The organism is Streptomyces sp. MGP-BFMKR1 (assembly GCF_057766585.1).
On the sequence record NZ_CM173408.1, the window covers coordinates 4,734,290 to 4,751,971 of the forward strand.

At 73.4% G+C, this 17,682-nt stretch carries 16 protein-coding genes; 14 read left to right on the plus strand and 2 right to left on the minus strand.

Annotated elements, in window-relative coordinates:
* Window positions 1-9: 9 nt before the first annotated feature.
* Complete coding sequence (locus AC3CHW_RS18415) at window positions 10-606, plus strand: TetR/AcrR family transcriptional regulator (RefSeq protein ID WP_488467183.1); 597 nt, start codon at window positions 10-12, stop codon at window positions 604-606.
* Between the two features lie 520 nt (window positions 607-1,126).
* Here AC3CHW_RS18415 and AC3CHW_RS18420 read toward each other — a convergent pair.
* Window positions 1,127-1,456 carry a winged helix-turn-helix transcriptional regulator gene (locus AC3CHW_RS18420; protein ID WP_398608103.1) on the minus strand — a complete coding sequence of 110 codons (330 nt, stop codon included), beginning with the start codon at window positions 1,454-1,456 and terminating at the stop codon, window positions 1,127-1,129.
* A gap of 203 nt (window positions 1,457-1,659) precedes the next feature.
* Between AC3CHW_RS18420 and AC3CHW_RS18425 the strand changes: the two genes are divergently transcribed.
* On the plus strand, window positions 1,660-2,613 hold the full coding sequence (locus tag AC3CHW_RS18425; RefSeq protein WP_488467184.1) for an NAD(P)-dependent oxidoreductase: 954 nt from the start codon (window positions 1,660-1,662) through the stop codon (window positions 2,611-2,613).
* Window positions 2,614-2,933: 320 nt separating this feature from the next.
* Window positions 2,934-4,025 carry an alpha/beta hydrolase family protein gene (locus tag AC3CHW_RS18430; RefSeq protein WP_488467185.1) on the plus strand — a complete coding sequence of 364 codons (1,092 nt, stop codon included), beginning with the start codon at window positions 2,934-2,936 and terminating at the stop codon, window positions 4,023-4,025.
* Window positions 4,026-4,170: 145 nt separating this feature from the next.
* Here the strand turns inward: AC3CHW_RS18430 and AC3CHW_RS18435 are convergent, their stop codons facing one another.
* The gene (locus AC3CHW_RS18435) at window positions 4,171-5,076 is read right to left on the minus strand and encodes a GNAT family N-acetyltransferase (RefSeq protein ID WP_488467186.1); all 906 of its coding nucleotides are present in this window, start codon (window positions 5,074-5,076) and stop codon (window positions 4,171-4,173) included.
* A 1,009-nt stretch (window positions 5,077-6,085) separates the two neighbouring features.
* On the opposite strand from AC3CHW_RS18435, the gene AC3CHW_RS18440 reads away from it, so the two are divergent.
* From AC3CHW_RS18440 to AC3CHW_RS18490, 11 genes are all read left to right on the plus strand, one after another.
* Window positions 6,086-6,823 (plus strand): hypothetical protein, encoded by a 738-nt coding sequence (locus AC3CHW_RS18440; protein ID WP_488467187.1) that lies wholly within the window; start codon window positions 6,086-6,088, stop codon window positions 6,821-6,823.
* A gap of 531 nt (window positions 6,824-7,354) precedes the next feature.
* Window positions 7,355-8,254, plus strand: coding sequence for a recombinase family protein (locus tag AC3CHW_RS18445; protein ID WP_488467188.1), 900 nt, complete (start codon window positions 7,355-7,357; stop codon window positions 8,252-8,254).
* Window positions 8,255-8,883: 629 nt separating this feature from the next.
* Entirely contained in the window at window positions 8,884-9,264 is a 381-nt protein-coding gene (locus tag AC3CHW_RS18450; protein WP_187062451.1) for a 3-hydroxyacyl-ACP dehydratase FabZ family protein, read from the plus strand.
* A gap of 176 nt (window positions 9,265-9,440) precedes the next feature.
* Window positions 9,441-9,968: a 3-hydroxyacyl-ACP dehydratase FabZ family protein gene (locus tag AC3CHW_RS18455; RefSeq protein ID WP_232544131.1), complete on the plus strand. Its 528-nt coding sequence runs from the start codon at window positions 9,441-9,443 to the stop codon at window positions 9,966-9,968.
* A gap of 527 nt (window positions 9,969-10,495) precedes the next feature.
* Entirely contained in the window at window positions 10,496-10,756 is a 261-nt protein-coding gene (locus AC3CHW_RS18460) for an acyl carrier protein (protein WP_176162550.1), read from the plus strand.
* Window positions 10,757-10,761: 5 nt separating this feature from the next.
* Window positions 10,762-11,973, plus strand: coding sequence for a beta-ketoacyl-[acyl-carrier-protein] synthase family protein (locus AC3CHW_RS18465; RefSeq protein WP_176162549.1), 1,212 nt, complete (start codon window positions 10,762-10,764; stop codon window positions 11,971-11,973).
* Complete coding sequence (locus AC3CHW_RS18470; protein WP_359330830.1) at window positions 11,970-13,142, plus strand: beta-ketoacyl synthase N-terminal-like domain-containing protein; 1,173 nt, start codon at window positions 11,970-11,972, stop codon at window positions 13,140-13,142. Before AC3CHW_RS18465 ends, AC3CHW_RS18470 begins: the two co-directional genes overlap by 4 nt.
* Window positions 13,126-14,337 (plus strand): beta-ketoacyl synthase N-terminal-like domain-containing protein, encoded by a 1,212-nt coding sequence (locus AC3CHW_RS18475; protein WP_488467189.1) that lies wholly within the window; start codon window positions 13,126-13,128, stop codon window positions 14,335-14,337. Before AC3CHW_RS18470 ends, AC3CHW_RS18475 begins: the two co-directional genes overlap by 17 nt.
* The gene (locus tag AC3CHW_RS18480) at window positions 14,330-15,247 is read left to right on the plus strand and encodes a beta-ketoacyl synthase N-terminal-like domain-containing protein (protein ID WP_488467190.1); all 918 of its coding nucleotides are present in this window, start codon (window positions 14,330-14,332) and stop codon (window positions 15,245-15,247) included. The genes AC3CHW_RS18475 and AC3CHW_RS18480 overlap by 8 nt, the downstream gene beginning before the upstream one ends.
* Complete coding sequence (locus tag AC3CHW_RS18485; RefSeq protein WP_488467191.1) at window positions 15,244-17,040, plus strand: alpha/beta fold hydrolase; 1,797 nt, start codon at window positions 15,244-15,246, stop codon at window positions 17,038-17,040. The genes AC3CHW_RS18480 and AC3CHW_RS18485 overlap by 4 nt, the downstream gene beginning before the upstream one ends.
* Window positions 17,037-17,678, plus strand: a complete 642-nt coding sequence (locus AC3CHW_RS18490) for a 2-hydroxychromene-2-carboxylate isomerase (RefSeq protein ID WP_398608093.1) — start codon at window positions 17,037-17,039, stop codon at window positions 17,676-17,678. Before AC3CHW_RS18485 ends, AC3CHW_RS18490 begins: the two co-directional genes overlap by 4 nt.
* The last annotated feature ends 4 nt before the right edge of the window (window positions 17,679-17,682 follow it).

Genomic DNA, 17,682 nt, shown 5'->3' on the forward strand with positions numbered 1-17,682 from the left:
GATCGGCCCATGGGACGATGGGAGCCGGACGCGGGTGGTCGCCTGGCGCGGGCGGCGTTGGAGCTCTACGCCGAGCGGGGCTACGAACAGACCACGGTCGCGGAGATCGCGCAGCGGGCCGGCGTCACCGAGCGGACCTTCTTCCGGCACTACGCGGACAAGCGCGAGGTGCTGTTCGGCGCGTCGGACGAGATGTACGAGGTGCTGGCGAGCGCGGTCGGCGCGGCGCCACCGGCGGCGACGCCGCTGCGGGCGCTGACGGCGGGGCTCGTGGCGCTGGCCGGGATCTTCGCCGAGCAGCACGAGCACGCCCGGCGGCGGCAGGCCGTCATCGCGGCCAACGCCAGCCTCCGCGAGCGCGAGTTGACCAAGCTAGCGGCGATGGCGACCGCGCTCGCCGACGCCCTGCGCCGGCGCGGCGTCGCCGACCCGACCGCGACCCTGGCCGCCGAGGCGGGGATCGCCGCCTTCAGGGTCGGCTTCGACCTGTGGCTCGCGGGGCCCGAGGAGGTCGATGTGACGCAGGTGGTGCGGGAGGCGCTGGACGAGTTGGGGGGCGTGTTCGCGGGCGGTGAGACCTCGCGACGGGTCGCCGACGCCGGGTGACCGGGCCCGCCGTCGCCCCGCCCGGCGGGCGCCGACGCGTACGCCACGGGCCGGTCGACGCGCGGCTTTCCTTGGCCGCGACCCCGTGACCGTACGCTCGATCTCGGCGCGACCCCGGGTTCGTACGCTCGATCTCGGCAACGCGCGTCGCCCGAACCGGGCTCGTACGCCTGGCCCGCGTGGCGAATGCGGCCCGGGGTACGTGGCGAATGCGGCCCGGGGTGCGGGGTCAACGCGGCCCGGCTCGCGGGGTGAACGCGGTATCGCGCGTGGGCGCATACGGTCCGGTTCCGCAGGGTGAATACGGCTCGACCCGCGGCGCGAAATGCGGCCTGGTTTTACGGGGGGCGTAGGGCTGGCTCGCGGAGGGTGAGGCCCGGCCGGGGCGGCGGTTATGGGCCGGACCGTGCGGCGAATCGCCGTCCCCGGGGCGGGGCGAATGTGCCCGGCCCCAGGGAGGGGAAAGGCCGGCCCGGCGGGAGGAAATTGCCCGGCCCGGCGGGCGGGAAAATGCCCGGCCTTACGGGATGGATTGCAGGCGTTCCATGTGGTCCTCGCCCCACTGGCCGAGCGGGGTGAGGGCCGTGAGGAGCGTGTGGCCGAAGTCGGTCAGCGAGTACTCCACCTTGGGCGGCACCTGCTGGTGGACCTCGCGGTGCACCAGGCCGCTGGCCTCCAGTTCGCGCAGGTGCAGGATGAGCATGCGCTCGCTGATGCCCTCCACCGAGCGGCGCAACTCGCCGAACCGCAGCGGCCCTTCGCCGAGCCAGAACAGGATCAGGCCCTTCCATTTGCCGCCCATGACGTCGATCGCGGCGTCGAGGCCACAGGTGTACGTGCGCTTCTTCATCGGCCCTTCCCCTCACAAAAATGTGGGTACCAGACAGAATTGTAGGTACTTGCCGAAGTGACGGTGTGCCGCGCAGCATGGAACAGCCCTCGCACCGCGCACCCCGCGAATCCGCGTACCGGCGGACCAATTCCGTGCGGGGGAACCGGTGTTGAGCCTCTTTGTCGGCTCCCGGTAATTCGGCGTCTGGCAGGAGCAACGCAATGACCGAGCAGGACCGTACAACCGAGCAGGACCGTACAACCGAGCAGGACCGTACGACCGAGCAGGGCCGTGCCCCCGTGACCGTCGTCGGCCTCGGCTCGATGGGCAGGGCGCTGGCGGAGGCGTTCCTCGCGGCCGGACACCCGACCACCGTCTGGAACCGCACCCCGGCCAAGGCCGCGCCCCTCGTGGCCAAGGGTGCCGAGCACGCCCCCACGGTGGGCGCCGCGATCGCCGCGAGCCCGCTGGTGGTCACCTGTCTGACCACGTACGAGAGCACCATCGAGGCCCTGGAACCCGCCGCCGACGCGCTCCGGGGACGGGCCCTGACCACGCTCAACAGCGGTTCGCCGGCCGGGGCGCGGCAGATGGCGGAGTGGGCGCGCGGGCACGGGGCGCGCTACCTGGGGGGCGCGGTCAAGAACGTGCCGTCCGCCGTGGGTGCCCCGGACACGCTGCTGTACTACGGCGGAGACGGCGACGTCTTCGAGGAGTTCGCGCCGACGCTGCGGGTACTGGGCGGCGACACCGTCTACCTCGGCGCTGATCCGGACCTGGCGGCGCTGTACGAGATGGCGGTGGGCGGCACCCTGCTGCCCGCGCTCGTCGGCTTCTTCCAGGGCGCGGCGGCGCTCCAGGCCCGTGGCCTGCCGGTCGCCTCGATGGTGCGGTTCAGCACCAAGTGGTTCGAGATGATCAACTCGATCCTCCCGGTCTTCGCCGACGAGATCGACCGGGGCGAGTACGGCGATCCCGCGTCCTCGGTGAACCTGTTCCTGGCCGGGGCGGCGCACGACGCGGAACTCGGCGCGGAGGCCAACCTCGACGTCACCTGGCACGAGCCCTTCCACGACCTGCTCAGGCGGGCGGTCGAGGCCGGCCACGGCGACCACAGCATCTCCGCCCTGACGGAGGTGCTGAAGCTGCCGCAGCCGGGGCCGGCCGCGAAGTAGGCCCGGCGCCGGGCCGCCGGGCGGGGAGGGCGGCTGCGTTCTGCCCGGGGAAGGGCGAGTTCTGCCCGGGGAGGGGTGAGTTCTGCCCGAGGGGCGCGTACGGGGCAGAGGGCGGGCCGCGTACGCCGGCGCGGGGAGGTTGCGCGCGCGAGCCGAGGATCGCCGGGCCGTCGCGAGGCCGAAACAAATCCGCTGCGTGCGGCCCGGGGCGCGTTGTTGGATCAGTGCCGTTCCGGTCGGCGGGCAGGACGGGCCGGCCGGGGCGAGGCAGGCCAGCCAGGGCAGGCAGGGCAGAGGCAGGACGGACAGGGAGAGCCGGCGTGACGATCCATTCCCACGTTTCCGCGAGCGGACTGAGCCTGCCGCCGCCCGGCGGCCCGCACGCGGTCGGGACGCGCGCCCTGCACCTCGTGGACGCCTCCCGCGCGGACCCCTGGCAGGGCGAGCGCCGCCGGGAGGTGATGGCGCAGCTCTGGTACCCGGCCGAGCCGCCCCGGGGCGACGGGCCCGCGCCGGCCCGCGCCGGGTACCTGCCGCTCCCGGTGGCGCGGCTGGTGCTCGACGGCTGGGCGGAGGAAGGCGAGGACCTCGGCGCGGAGGTGGCCGAGACGCTGGCGGGCGTGCGGAGCGCGGCGCTCGGCGGCGCTCGGCCGCTGCCGGGCGCCGCCGCGCCGCTGGTCCTGCTGTCGCCGGGGCTCGGCGAGTACCGGGCCGGCCTGACCGGAATGGCCGAGGAGTTGGCCTCGCGGGGATTGTGGGTGGCGGGTGTGGACCATCCGTACGACGCGGCCGGCGTCGCCTTCCCCGACGGACGCGTCGTCGCCCACCGTGAGCCGGAGTCCCGGCACGAGGGCGACACGCACGACCTCCAGGCCCGCTACCTGGCCACCCGCACCGACGACCTGCGCTTCGTCCTGGACCACCTGCTGGCCGCCGACGGCCCGTGGCGGGAGCGCGTCGACCCGGGCCGCGTCGCGGTGGCCGGCCATTCGCTGGGCGGCGCGGCGGCGCTGGATCTGGCGCTGCGGGACGACCGGGTGGCCGCGGCGGCGGTGGTGGACGGGTCGCTGTACGGGCCCGTGCTGACGCGGGGGCTGGCGGTGCCGGTGCTGCTGTGCGCCCTGACCCCGGACGACCCCGACGACCCGGAGATCCTGGCCGGCTGGGACCGGGTCTGGCCCCTGTTGCGCGGGCCGCGCGACCGGGTGCGGGTGCCCGGGGCCGGGCACATGTCGGCCACCGACTTCGACGTGCTGGCCGACCCGCTCGGCCTGCGCGACCCCGACGACCCGGACACCCCGTTCAGCTTCGGCACCCTGCCGCCCGGCGACGGCCTGGCGGCCGTCCGGTCGGTGCTGGGCGCGTTCCTGGCGGAGCACCTGGTGGGGGTCCCGACGGACGGTCGCCGGTAGTACGGCGGAGCCGGCCGGGCCAGCCAGTCAGTCAGTCAGCCAGCCAGTCGGCCAGTCAGCGGGCCAGTCAGCCGGCCGGGCCCGGGTGGCGGCCCCGTCGCGAGGACCGGGGCCGCCGCGTCGCGTGGCGTGGCGTGGTGTGTGGTCAGCGGCCCAGCCGGCGGCTCCACGCCTCGCGGTCCGGCTCCCGCGCCGCGTCCGGGAGCGGGGCGGCCGGTAGCAGGGCGCCCGTGCGCGACCAGCCCCAGGAGGCGAACGCGTGCCGCGCGGGCGGGTTGGTCGCGTCCACCGTCGCCGTCGCCAGCGGGCCCGTCGCGCGGGTCAGGAGCTGGTCGACGAGGCGGGTGGCGATCCCCTGGCGGCGGTGCGCCGGCAGCACGCACAGCTCGGCGAGGCTGAACACCGGGCGGGAGTAGGTGAGTTCGTCGATCTCGGGCGGGATGCCCGTCTGGAACCCGGGGTGCCACACGCGGGCGCGGTCGGCCTGGAAGCCGTAGGTGAAGCCGACCAGCGTGGGCGTGCTGGCGATGATCATCTCGAACTCGGGCTGGCCCACGTGCTCCGCGAAGCGGTCGAGGAACGCCCGCCGACCGTGCCGCTCCGCCCCGGCCCGCGCCCGCTCGGCCGCCTCCCGGTCCCAGGCGCCGCCGGAGGACCCACTGCCGGTGAACCCACTGCCGGTGAACCCACTGCCGGTGTGCCCGCCGCCGGCGCGCTCGCCGGCGCGCAGCCCGGTGCCGGTGCGCCCGCCGCCGGCGAGCCCGGTGCCCGGGGCTCCGCCCTCCGGTCGGCCGCCGCCGGGCCGACCGGTTTCGGCCAGCCCGCCGCCGGCGGCGCCGGGGCCCGGGCCGGGGGCGTCCGGGAAGCCCGCGCCCGCGCTGGGCGCCCCGGCCGGCGCCGCGTGGGCGACCGGGCCCGTGTCGGCGGTCGGCCCGGGCGGCGGGGCCGCGCCCGGCGGCTCGCGGTACGCCGTGACGTACAGGTCAGCGATGGCCTCCCGCTGCTGCTCGGCCTGCCATCTGGTCAACCGTCGTAGGAACACCTCGGCCACGCATTCCTCCCCGCCCTACCCACCCGTGTCGTACCTCTGAGGTCCCCCGCCGCGTTCCGCCGCCCCGCCCCTCGGGCGTGTGCCCCGCCCCTCGGGCCGGAGCCCTGAGCCGCCCGTGCGCGCCCCCCGGAGGGGGACCGCTGGGACCGGCTTCGGCAGTCGCCTCCGCCGGGCCGTGGGGCACGCGGCGAACGCGCCGTGTGATGGCCCATATCGTGGCAGCGCCACGGCGTTGGCGAAACACCCGGAGCGAGGCGGGCGTCGTCGCGCGCCCGGGCGCGTGCGCGTGGGACCACCAGCGGGCGGCGCACGACCGCGCGCGGCACAGCGGCAACCGGCGAGACGGTGCCGGCCAGCGGGTGGCGGGTGGCGGGTGGCGGATGGCGGCGGTCGGCGGCAGGCGGGCGACGGTGGCGTACGACGTGCCGGGCGGCGCGGGCCGGGCCCGTCGGGTGCGCTGCGTGGGCGAAAAGGCGCTGCGGCGACCGGAACTCCGGTGTGGGGAGCGGGTGTTCGCGCGCGGTGGTGAGTGGCGCGCGGGGAATGCGGAATCTCCGTGAGCAATCGGTTACGGGGTGTCGTGCGAGCTGAGCCGGGTGGAAGGCGTCATGCGTACCCCGGTCGACTGGGGAGTCGCTGGCAACCGGATGGATATTTCAGACCACTATTGTTGAATCTCGAAATGGATAGTTTTTGTTGACGTCGCAAGTTGTAGCCGTGTAGGTTTAGTGACCTATTGTGCGGTTACCACGGGGGCGGTCGCACGATTTCATCAACGTGCGGGCGGCGTCCGGTGATCCGCTTACCGGTCGGTATCGGCTGCCATGAAATCGCGAATTGACCATGAATTTACCCCGAGGTCTACCTCACGTCGAGAGTTCGCGCTCGACACAATGAGGATTCACAGGTGTTCAACGGGGTGAAAATGTCGACTTCGAGGTCGATCGCTGCGGTTCCCGATCCACCGGGCCGGCCGCCGTCGCCGGAAATGCCGCTGGCGCGGTCACAGGTGGCCGACGACGTCGACGACGCGCTGGACCAGGTGCGCGCGCTCATCGAGACGGTGGTGAACCGGCACCAGGTCAGGACGCTCGACCAGTCGCTCCTGGTGACCACCGAGGACACCGAGACCGCGGTGCAGGCGCTCGACCGCCTGGTCGCCGGCGCCGAGCACGCCGTGTCCGTCCTGGTGCCGTCCAACTCCACCGCCGTCAAGGTGTTGACGGGGGTGCTGGAGAAGCTGGCGGGGCGCTGGGCCGGCGCGGTGCGGGTGCGGCTCATCTGCTCGCCGGAGGTCGCCGTCGCGCACCGGCTCGGGGAGATCGAGCGCGCCGGTGACGCCGCCGAGACGGTCCAGGTGCGGCTCGCGGGGGAGTCGCAGCGCGGGCTCGTCATCATCGACAACCGGGTCGCGCTGGTGCGCTCCGACCCCGAGGCGGGCGACAACCAGGCGTCGCTGGTCCGCGCCCCCGTCGTGGTCAAGGCGCTGCACGACATGTTTATGAGCAACTGGCGGCGCGCTATCCCGCTCACCGAATACGAGCAGATAAGCGAGTATCTGCGCGGCGGCTCCGGGGCCCAGATCCTGCGCTTTCTCTACGAGGGTTACACCGACGAGGCCGCGGCCCGGGAATTGTCGGTTTCCGTACGCACCTACCGGCGCCGAGTCGCCGAAATCATGCGCGCGCTCGGCGCCACCTCGCGCTTTCAGGCGGGCGTGTACACGCTGCGGATGGGGCTGTTGTAGCGGGCCGCGCAAAGGGCGGAACGGAGGGCTGTCGCGCGTTGCGCGGCAGCCCTCCGGGGCATTCTGTACCAGTGATGTGGAGCAGGCTGTACCGCTTTTATGGTGCACGCTGTACCGGTTTTCCGGAGCATCCTGCGCCGTTTTTGTGGGGCGGCTTGTACCGCATCTCCGGGCCGGAGACAACAACTTGCCACCGCGAATTGTGGCCTGCCGAAACCGCCTTTCGCCGCTGGCATCTTGTGGACTCCGCGTTGTGCCGTGCCACGCGCCCGACCTAGCGTGAGGGCATCGCGGGACACACGCCGATCTGGCCTCTCCGGAAGGCCGGTCCATCCCGCCGCGGGCCCTGGTCAGGCCCATCCAGCTCGTACCGCCCCACCACCACCCGGCGCCGTGCCGCAACGACGCGGTCCACGGGAGCGGGAGGGGCACCGCACGCCACGAGACACCGTTCGAACGCCACTGCCCGAGCGGCGCGCGCTCGCCGCGCTCCGCACGATCACACGACGTACATGACTACGGGGGAGTTTCATGCATTTGTCGTCGCCGGTCCATGACCGAATATCGTCCCAGCGGGCCCAGCGGGCCGTCGCCGGTACCGCTGGGACCCACGCCACCGACGCGCCCGAACGGGGCGGCAAGCCACGCATCTGGGGCCGCCCGCCGTACGGCTACCGCGCCGTCGCCGGCCCGGAGGGGACCGGGCTGCGCCTGGTGCCCGACGAGCGCACCGCGCCGATCGTCCGGCGCATCTTCGACGAGTACCTGGACGATCGCGGCCTCCAGATCATCGCCGAGGGCCTGACCGCCGACGAGGTGCCGAGCCCCGGCTCGCACGGCCCGCGCACCGGCGAGGGCACCGCGGCCTGGTCCAAGAGCGCGGTCCGCGCGATCCTCGTCAACCCGCGCTACGCCGGCCACGCGGCCACCGGCGGCGGCGGCAAGGGCGCGGCCCTGTGCACGCCGGTGCTGCCCACCGACGTCTTCGAGCGGGTGCGGGCGCGCTTCGAGGCCCGCCGCGCCCGGCCCGAGCGGGACGCGGGGTCCACGACGTCCCGCGAGTACGCGCTGCGCGGCATGGTCCGCTGCGGGCGCTGCAACCGACTCATGCAGGGCACCTGGAACAACGCGGAGCCCTACTACCGCTGTCGCTTCCCGGCCGAGTACGCGACGGCCAACCAGATCGAGCACCCGCGCAACGTCTACCTGCGCGAGCAGAGCGTGCTCGCCCCGCTCACCTCCTGGCTGCGCTCGGTGGCGGCGCCGCAGTGGCGCGTGCCGCCGCTGCGCACCGCCGACGGCCAGGCCCGGCTCGACGCGTTCCGCGCGATGGAACTGCGCATGGTCTACGACGACTCCACCCGGCTGCTGCGCGTCAAGGCGACGGCGGGCCCCGACGGCACCGTGCTGCGCGGCACCCTCGCGCTCTGACCCCAGCCGCCTGTTCCACCCGCCCCACCCGGCCATCCGTCACCGCCAGTCCTCCCGCCTTCCTGTCTTCCCGTCCTCCCGGCCGTTCGGTCCGCCGAGGCGCGGGGCCGGCCGTGCCCGCGCCCCTGCCCGAGCGGCCGGAGGCGCGGACGCGTGCCCGTGCGACCGTTCGCCCGTACGTCGGCATGCCCGTACGTCCGCATGCCCGTGCGTCGGTGCGCCGCGTATACCTACGTCGGCGCTCCGTGGGGGAATTCGGCTTTTCCCAACACCCATGAGTGGCACGGAGCCCGGTGCGGCATCGCGTAGCGTTTGTGGTGGGGCGCCGAACGGGAAAAGCGGGGGCTTGGCCGTGCGGTGGGGCTCACGGCGGGAGTCGGCCGGAGTCGGCGCGGGCCCGGGGGAAGCCGGTGGGGGCCGGCGGGAAAAGAAATTCCGGATACGGCCTCGTGTGCCGAAATGGCGGGCACCCGCACCGGTGCGCCGCCCACGGCCGGGTGCCGCGAACGACGACGCGAACGGGAAACACCGAACGCGTACGAGAACCACCGAACGCGAACGAGAAGCGGCCGACGCCGATCGGCCGTCCGATGTCCATGACCTGATCGTGCGGAAGCTGGCGAACTGAAATGAGCGCGGTAGACCTGCTGCCCGGCGCCGAGGTGGTCAGCCTCGACGCCGGCACCATCCACACCCGAATCACCATCGACCCGTCGGCTCCCGTGTTCGCCGGGCACTATCCGCACTTCCCGCTGCTGCCGGGGGTGTTCACGCTGGACGCGGTCGACCACGCGGTGCGGCTGCACGCCGAGCGCACCGACGGGGCGCGTACGGAGCTGGCCGAGGTGCGCTCGGTGCGCTTCGCCGCGCCGGTCTTCCCCGGCGACGTGCTGACTGTGGAGTGCACCGTCAAGCGCGGCGACGACGGCGAACGCGACGTGCGGGTGCGCTGCCGCACCGACCGCGACAAGGCGTCGACGCTGCGGCTGCGCTACCGCGACGCCGCCTGACGCGCGGGCCCCCTGTTCCGCCCGTATCGCCTGACGTGCGGGCCGACGACCGGGCCCGTACCGCCTGACGCGCGGGCCGACGCCCCGCCCGTACCGCCTGACCGACGGCGCGCAGCGCCGCACCGCCCACGCACCTGGCCGCGCGCCGGGACGAGATCCGACGGAGTGTGGTTCGAGTGACCGACACCGAGTTCGGGCCCATCGGCCCGCACCGACTGAAGACCCTGATCCCGCACCGCTTCCCGATCCTGCTGGTGGACCGGGTGGACGAGGTGACCCCCGGCGAGCGGATCGTGACCCGCAAGGCCGTCTCGGTCAACGAGCCCTGGTACCAGGAGCTGCCCGACGCGACGCCCGACGCCGGGTACGGCTACCCGGTGGCGCTGCTCATCGAGTCCTGGTGCCAGAGCGCGGCGCTGCTCGCCGCCTGGGACCAGGACCCGGAGGCGACGGACGGCCAGGTCGCGCTGTTCGGCGGGATGAGCGGCATCGAGGTCGTCGGGCGGGCGCTGCCCGGTGACGTGCTGCGGCACGAGGTGCGCATCAGCCGCGCCTTCGCCGGCACCTGGTTCTTCGAGGGCGCCACCACCACCGACGACGGGCGCGAGGTGCTGCGCGTGGAGTCCGTGATGACCGCCATGCGCCCCAGTTCCGTGCTGGCCCCGCCGCAGGAGCAGCCGGCCGCCGCCGCGGCCGACGCGTAACCCGCGTACCGAGGGCGGCTCCACCCCGGCGCCGCCCCCCCCCGCACCACCCGAGCGCCGCTCCCCAGCGCCGGTCCGTCCGGAGGTCGTCGTCACGACGGCGCGCACCGGCCGGGCCGGCGCCGGTGCGTGTGGGGGCGTACCGAGAACCCGGGCCGCGCGCGGACGAAGGGCCGCGACCACAGCCGCGTACGCAACCGGGACTCCGTCGCGCCCGCAGCCGCGACGGAAATCCGGGCAATGCCGGGGGCGGTGAAATACGGCGGCGGTCCTGGAGATGTCACTGAACGGCAACAGATATCGCGGTTCTGTTATTCGCGAGTAACGACTTATTCATTATTGAACGGCCTTTGTGGTGTGGCGCACAACGGAGCCCAAGTGAGTCTTGGAAAAAGCGCTGTTGGGCTATCTGTGAACACCCATCGATGGTGGCTCAGGCGCCTTCTGGCTGCCTAATATCGAAGTGTCGGAACGCGGGAGATCGGCGTTCTGAATTCCCCTCAGAAGCCCGAGAAAGGTGTCCATAAATGTCGACCGCCACCAAGCAGGAGCAGCTCGACGAGATCCGCGAAATCGTCGCGGAGGTGCTGGAGCTTGAGCCCGAGGAGATCTCGGAGACCAGCCACTTCATCGAGGAGCACGAGGCCGACTCGCTGCGCGCGATCGAGATCCTCGCCCGCCTGGAGAAGAAGTACAAGGTGGAGATCCCGCAGTCGGAGCTCCCCAAGATGATCAACCTCACCGAGGTCTACAACGTGCTCGCCGAGCACGCTGGTTGGCAGGGCTGAGCCTCATGTCACTCCGACGGGTAGTCATCACCGGCCTGGGGCCCGTGTCGAGCATCGGGATCGGGGCGTCCGCGTACAGCGAGGGGCTGCGCGAAGGCGTCAACGGCGTCTCGCCGATCGCCTGCTTCGACCCCACCGGATTCCCCTACATCATGGCCGGCGAAGTCCACGCCTTCCGGCCAGAGGACATGGTCCGGCGGCTGTCTGTCGACGAGTGGGGCCGTACCAGCCTCTTCGCGGCGTCCGCGGCCCGCCTCGCGGTCGCGGACGCCGGGATCGACGAAGACGAACTGGCCGCCTCCCGCGCCGGATCGAGCATGGGCACCACCGGCGGCGAGTCGCAGGTGCTGGAGAAGCTCACCGAGGACTCGCTGACCGCGGGCATGGGCGGCCTGGACGCGGGTCTGATCCGCCAGGTCTCCAGCGCCCGGCTGTCCCAGGCGGTCAACCGCGAACTGCGCCTGACCGGCGACGCCGTGACCCTGTCCACCGCCTGTTCGGCCAGCAACTACGCGCTCGGTTACGCGTACGACCTGATCCGTACCGGCGAGGCGGACTACATGATCGCCGGTGGCGCGGACTCGGTCGGCCGCTGGTCGCACGCCGGGTTCTACCGGCTCGGCGCGCTCACCGAGAAGGCGTGCTCGCCGTTCGACGCCAACCGCTCCGGCATCATCACCGGTGAGGGCGGCGCGGCGATGTTCCTGGAGTCGCTGGAGTCGGCCCAGGCGCGCGGCGCGCACATCCACGCCGAGGTGCTCGGCTACGGGCTCAACTGCGACGCCAACCACATGGTCGCCCCGAACCGGGACAGCATCGCCGAGTGCATGCGCATCGCGCACGCCAACGCGGGCGTCAAGGCCGAAGAGGTCGACTACATCTGCGCCCACGGCACCGGCACGCCGGCCAACGACTTCGTCGAGGCCAGCGCCGTCGTGGACGTCTTCGGGGAGAACCCGCCGCCGATCAGCTCCACCAAGTCGATGCTCGGCCACACCATGGGCGCGGCATCCGGGCTCGGGGCGATCGCGTCGGTGCTCGGCATCGCGGGCTCGTTCCTGCCGCCCACCATCAACTTCAACACCCCGGACCCGGACATGCCCAAGATCGACCCCGTGCCGAACAAGGCACGCGCCGCGGACGTGCGGATCGCGCAGGTCAACGGCTTCGCGTTCGGTGGCAACAACGCCATCGTGATGCTGGGGAGGCCCGAGTGAGCACAGCGACCGCACCCGCCGCGGCGGCCACGACGCCCGGCACCCGCTCCACCGCGCTGGCCATCACCGGCTTCGGCGTGCTCTCCGGCGCCGGCATCGGCCCCGAGGCGCTGGCCGCCGCGCTCGCCGCGCCGGCCGCACCGGTGGACGTCAGCGAGATGTTCGAGGAGGAGCTGCCGCGTAACGAGGCCCACGCGCTGGTGGACTTCAAGGTCCGCGACCACCTCGGCCGCAAGGGCACCTCGTTCTTCGACCGCTCCACCTCGCTGGGCATGGTCGCCTGCAAGGAGGCGCTGGCCGACAGCGACCTGGAGATCAACGACGACAACCGGGCCCGCATCGGCATCACGCTCGGCACCACCGCCGGCAGCGCCAAGTCCACCAGCGACTACAGCAAGGACACGTTCATCCAGGACCGGCCCTACCTGGTCAACCCGCTGCTGTTCCCGAACGCGGTGATGAACTGCGCGGCCGGCCAGTCGGGCATCAAGTTCGGCCTGCAAGGCCCCAACGCCACCATCGCCGGTGGCCCGATGGCCATGCTGAACGTGCTGCGCTACACCCGCAACCTCATCAACTGCGGCTACGCCGACGCCCTGTTGGCCGGCGCCGTCGAGGAGTTCAGCCCGCAGGAGTCGTGGGCCGTGCACTACGCGCAGTCCGTCTACGGCGGCGACGCGGCACCCGGTGAGGGCGCGGCCGTCTTCGTGGTCGAGAACGCGGAGGCCGTACGGGCCGCCGGGCGCACCCCGGACGCCGAGGTGCTCTCCGTCGAGGTCGGGGTCTTCGACCCGCCGGGCCCCGACGGCGAGTTCAGCCGCGGCCTCGGCCTGTGCATCAGCCGCGCCCTGGAGCGCGCCGGCGTCACCGCGGCCGACATCACCACGGTGGCCACCGCCGCCAACGGGATGACGCTGCTCGACGACGCCGAGGAGCGCGCCATCGGCGCGATCGTCGGCGAGGGCGCCCAGCGGCTGCGGGTCAAGGAGGCCACCGGCGAGGCGTTCAGCGCCTCCGGCGCCTTCCAGCTCGCCGCGCTGCTCGCCCGGCACCGGGCGGAGCCCGCGCGGGACGGCGAACTGTCGCTGATCACCACGCGGTCCGCCGAAGGCGCGGCCGGGGCGGCCGTCGTCAGGGGGTGGAGTCGTGCCGGTGGCGATCACGGGTAGCTCCATGGTGAGCTGCCACGGCGATCTCGACGCCACGTTCGACGCGCTGCTCGCCGGGCGCAGCGGGGCCTCCCCGCTGCGCGCCGGCGACCCGGCCAAGCTGAACGTCACCCACGGGTACGGCATCGACGACGCCACCGAGCGCGCCTACCGCGCGTCGGTCGCCGAGGCCGTCAGCGCGAGCGGCGTCGCGGGGGGCGCCGCCGGCGCGCACCCGTACGGCGTCGGCGAGGACGTGCGGCTCTCCGGGCGCTGGCTGGCCCAGGCCGTCGCCGGGGCGCTCGCCGAGGCCGGCGTGGACCCGGACACCAGCAGGGTCGCGGTCATCGTCGGCACCGGGCTGCGCGAGCTGCGCGCCGTGGAGCAGTGGCACGGCGACGACGCGGCGCTGCGCCTGGCCCAGACGCACTTCAACGAGGCCGTGCGGTCGGTCGCCCCCGGCGTCACCGAGGTCCACACGCTCGCCAACGCCTGCGCCGCCTCCGGCTACGCCCTCGCGCTCGCCGCCGACCTGCTCGAACTCGGCGAGGCCGACGCGGTCGTGGCCGCCGGCTGCGACACCCTCACCGAGTCGATGCTCACCATGATCGGCCGGGTGGGCACCACCACGGCCGAGACCGTACGCCCCTTCGACACCGACCGGGACGGCGTGCTGCTCGGCGAGGGCGCCGCCGCCGTCGTCCTCGAACCGCCCTCGGACAAGCCGGCGTTTGGCCTGGTACGGGGCGTGGGCATCGGCTGCGACGCGTTCCACGAGACGGCGCCGGACCCGGGCGGCGTCCTCGCCACCATGCGCGAGGCCCACCAGCGCGCCGGCATCGAGCCCGGCGAGGTGGACCTGGTCGTCGCGCACGGCACCTCCACCGCGCTGAACGACCCGACCGAGGCCACCGCGCTCACCGAACTCTTCGCCGACGTCGCGCCGGCCGACGCGCCCGCCGTCACCGCCATCAAGGGCGCCATCGGGCACACCTCGGGCGGCGCGGCCCTGATGAGCGTGCTCGTCGCCTGCCAGGCCATGCGCCAGGGCACCGTGCCGCCGGTCACCGGGCTGCGCACCGCGATCCCGGAGGCCGAGAAGCTGGCCCTGGTGATCGGGGAGCCGCTGGCCGCCCGGCCGCGGATCGCGCAGATCAACGCCTTCGGCTTCGGCGGCGTCAACGCCGTCACGATCGTGGAGGCCGTCGATGCCTGAGACCCGCACCCGAGCCCACGCGGCCGACCAACCGCTGTCCGTCGCCGGCTGGGCCGTGCACGTGCCAGGGCTGACCGAGGCCGACCTGCCCGGCTCGCCCGCCGAGCCGGCCTGCGGGCCCGATGACGCCAAGGACGTGCTGGGCCGCAAGGGCCTGCTCGGCAAGGAGCCGTCCACCCGGCTCGCGCTGTGCGCCACGCACCGCGCGCTCGGGCTGCCCCCGGGCAAGCTGGCCGAGCCGCTGCCGTACGCGCCGGGCACCGCCGTCGTCGTCGCCTCCAACCTCGGCAACGTCGAGACGGTGAGCACGGTCCTGGACGACATGCGCTCGCGCGGCGGCAACGTCGTCAGCCCGCTGGACGCCCCCAACGCGTCCAGCAACGTCATCGCGTCCTCGATCGCCATCAGGTACGGCTTCACCGGCCCCAACCTGGCCGTGTGCTCCGGCGCGACGGCCGGGCTCGACGCCGTGCGCCTGGCCCGGCTGCTGCTGCTCGCCGGGCGCGCCGAGCGCGCCGTCGTCGTCGGCGTCGAACCCGCCGACCCGGTGGCCCGCGCGCTGGCCGCGCTGCGCCCCGGCGACCCCGGCGAGCTGATCGCCGGCGCCGGCTGCGTGCTGCTCGGCCGCCCCGGCGCCTGGCCCACCGACACCGGCCTCACCGTCGGCCCGGTGGTCCGCCACACCAGCGACCCGGGCACCGCCGACGGCCAGCCGGCCGTGGGCGAGCTGTACGGGGCGGCGGGCGTGGTCCGGCTCGCGGCTGCCGCGGCGATGCTGGCCGGCGCCGATGCCGACGCCGGAGCCGGCGGCGCCGCCACCACCGTGCGCTGCGGTGACGCGGACGACGCCTGGCTGACCGTGGACGTGACCCGTGCCGGGGCCCGGCGGGAAGCGGGGGCCGCGGCATGACCGTGGTGGACGGCTGGACGCTGGTCGCGACCGAGGGACCCGTGCAGGTGTGGCGGGGCCCCGGGAGCGGTCCGCCGATCGTCGCCGCGCACGGCATGGAGGACGGCTGGAAGAGCTGGCGCACCGTGCTCGGCGCGCTGCACGGGTACACCCCGTACTCGCTGCACCTGCCCTGGTGCGGCGGCACCGACTACGCGTGGACCGCCGAGGGCAGCCCGGCCGACTGGCTGCGGCGCGCCCTGGCGCTGCTGCCCGAGCGCCCCCGGGCGCTGCTCGGCCACTCCTTCGGCGCCAACGCCATCCTGGCCCACCTCGCCGACCTGCCCCAACAGGCCGGCGAGGGCGACCAGCGGGCCGAGTTGGACGCCGTGGTGCTGGTCGCGCCGTTCTACCGGCCGGCCGGGTTCCCGCTGAGCGACCAGTTGCGGACGCGCTCGGTGGCCGCGCTGCGCCGCGTGCTGGTGGAGGGGCTACGGGTCTCGCTCGGCCCGCGCGCCGCCCGGATGGACCGCGAGGTGCTGGCCCTGATGGAGGGCAAGCTGCTTGAGCGGGCCGTGCCCAGCGCGTTCCCCGTCTTCTACGCGGCGTTCGAGGAGTCAGGCCACCTCGACCTGTCCCGCGTCACGGTGCCCACGCTGATCTACGTCGGGCCCGGCGACGAGGGACTGACGCCGATGCGCGCGAGCGCCCTGGCCGACGCCGTGCCCGCCGCGACGCTGCGCAGCCGCCCCGGCTACGGCCACTTCTGCCACATCGACCGGGCCGAGGAGATGACCGCGGAGGTCGCCGACTTCCTCCGCGACCCCCGGTCCGCCGCTGACTCATCCGAAGGAGGAACAACCGTGACTGAACTGCTCGACGGACAGCCGACCAGCTATGTCGGCCAGCCCCGCTACGAGGGCGCCAACATCCGCACCTGGATCGGGTTCAAGCACTTCATGTACCTGGTCGAGGAGGGGGTGCTGCAGTACTTCCGCGACCGCGGCGTCGGCGCCCGCGACATCTACCACCGCTACGGCCTCGGCCTGGAGATCGTCGACTCCTCCGTGCAGCTGCCGGTGGCCCTGGAGGCCGAGGAGCAGGTGTACGCCACCGTCGTCTCCGGCAAGCCGAAGCCGGGCCAGGGCGCGCCGTTCAACGTGTCGCTGACGGTCGAGCGCGAGGGCGAGACCGTGACCGTCCTCAAGGGCAAGGTGCAGGTCGCCCTGGTCGCCGTCAAGGACGGCTCGGGCTCCGAGCCGGTGCCGGCCATCCTGGAGCCGTACGTGGTGCCGGACGTGGCCGCGCTGACCAACTCGGCCAAGGCCACGCTGGAGATCCCCGCCGGGAGCACCGTCGCCGACGTGCTCGCCCCCGAGGGCTCGGGCGCCTACCTGTGGGACTGGCGCGCGCCGTACTACTACTGCCACTTCTCCGACCGGCTCCAGCACTCCGCGTATATCCGCACGATGGAGGAGGTCGTGGACCGCTTCCTGGCCGACCGTGGCCTGGCCGTCGGCACGCTGCTCGACGAGCGCGGCTGGATCCCGGTGGTCTCGCGGGCCCGCGTGCAGATGCTCTCGGACATCTACATGGAGGAGACGGTGCACACCGTCTTCAAGGTCGAGGACATCCTCAAGGACACCATGTACACCGCGCGCATGGACTGCTACGTGCGTCGCGGCGACACCCTGGAGCGCGCCGCCACCGGCACGATCATGCACGGGTACGCCATCAGCCGGGGCGAGCAGGCCGGCACGGTCGCCGTCCTGGACGAGGCCACCCAGGCGACGCTGCTCGGGGGTGCCGCGTGAGGAAGCCGCCGCGCCTGTACTTCTCGCTGCGCTCGCCGTTCAGCTGGATGGCGGTGCGCCAGTTGGAGGAGCGCGTCCCGAACGCCCAGGACCTCATCGAGTACATCCCGTTCTTCGAGCCCGACGCGATCAGCAGCAAGGCGCTCGAGGAGCAGGGTGGCGAGTTCCACTACGTGGCCATGAGCAAGGCCAAGCACCTGTACATCCTCAACGACACCAAGCGCCTGTCGCAGAAGTACGGCTACCCGATGAAGTGGCCGATCGACAAGGGCGACGAGTGGTGGGAGCTGCCGCACCTGGCCTGGATCAAGGCCAAGGAGCTGGGCGTGCACCGCGCGTACTACACCGCGGCGATGGCCGCCCGCTGGGAGCGCGGCGAGGACATCTGCGACCGCGACACGCTGCGCCGGGTGTGCGTCGAGGCCGGGCTGGACGCCGAGGCCCTGGTGAACGCGCCCGAGGAGGCGCACATCCGCGAGGCGGGCGTGCAGGCCCTGATGCGCGTGTACGAGGACGACGTGTTCGGCGTCCCGTACTTCAAGGTCGGCCGGCACCGCTTCTGGGGCCTGGACCGGCTGGACGACTTCGTGACCACGCTGGAAGAGGCGCTCGCCACCGCCGCGAGCAAGGCCGCGTGAAGGA